This is a genomic window from Neisseria sp. P0021.S006 (assembly GCF_051956895.1).
Map to the genome: position 1 here is coordinate 1 of NZ_JBQCWZ010000472.1, position 1,058 is coordinate 1,058.

Here is a 1,058-nt window from a genome sequence, read left to right on the forward strand (position 1 = left end):
CGGCCGGAGTGCGGAAATTGCCTGTCTTTAAGGCTTGAGTGTTACTCTTCATACCTGCACGCAAAGCCCCAAGCTCCTTATCGGCAGTTTGCTCTTCATTTTTCCGTTTCGACAAATAGCCGTGATGTTTGATTAAATGCAACAAGACTGCCGACCACTCCAAAGGCGTCAGTTTGCGGTCTAATGCGGCTGCGCGAAGTTGCCATGGTGTATTCGGTAAGGATTTAATCAAGCCGTTTTCATCAAAATCGGCAGCCTGTAATACGCCCTCGCGTTTCAATAGGCGACGGGCCCGAAGCAGGCGGTGGGCGCGACGGCGGGTCAGGCGGCGGACGCTGCGTGCTAAGCGTCTTACCGCTGCGAGAGAGTCGCCTGTTTTTGGTACTTCGGCCCGCTCAAATACGCGCACGCCCAAATCAATCAGGCGTATGGGGTTTTCTTCTTCGTCAATTTCTACCATCGCCCAGCCGACGGATGCGATGCCGATATCGAGGCCGAGGACGTAGTTGATTGGATTGGGTTTGAATGTAGCCATCAGTTTCTCCGTAATATGATGTTTGGTAAGTATAAATATATCCTAGGTAAGTATTACCATGCAAATGAAATACTTGACTAGGTACCGATTTGGAATTAGAATCTGTCCATATTGTTGCACTGCGAAATGAGAAACGTTGCTACAATAAGGCCGTCTGAAAAGATGTGCCGCAACGCTCTGCCCCTTAAGGCTTCTGCTTTAAGGGGCATCGTTTTGTCTAAATGGCAGGGATTAAAAAGGCCGTCTGAAATTTCAGACGGCCTTTGGTTTTACCAGATATCGGATTTGATTTTGCGTTTCAAGCCTGGGTGTTCAGAGAGTTTGAACTCTGGGTCTTTACCCATTTTCAGCTTGGCTGTGTAGTCTTTCAACAGCAGGAAGGCAAGTGGGGACAGGAGCAGGATGGCGACGAGGTTAATCCATGCCATGATGCCCATGGCCATGTCTGCCATATCCCATACCAAGGGTACGTTGGCAACTGCGCCGAAGTAGACCCATGCCAAAACCAGCATACGGAAAACGG

General features: G+C 49.6%; 2 protein-coding genes. Both read right to left on the bottom strand.

What is annotated here, in order from left to right; translation table 11 throughout:
* Positions 1–535 (bottom strand): type II CRISPR RNA-guided endonuclease Cas9 (gene cas9, locus ACTHUM_RS15065; protein WP_440403297.1); only part of this gene is annotated, 535 nt, incomplete at its 3' end.
* Between the two features lie 269 nt (positions 536–804).
* Positions 805–1,058: alanine:cation symporter family protein (locus ACTHUM_RS15070; RefSeq protein ID WP_440403298.1), on the bottom strand; the 254-nt coding region annotated here is incomplete at its 5' end.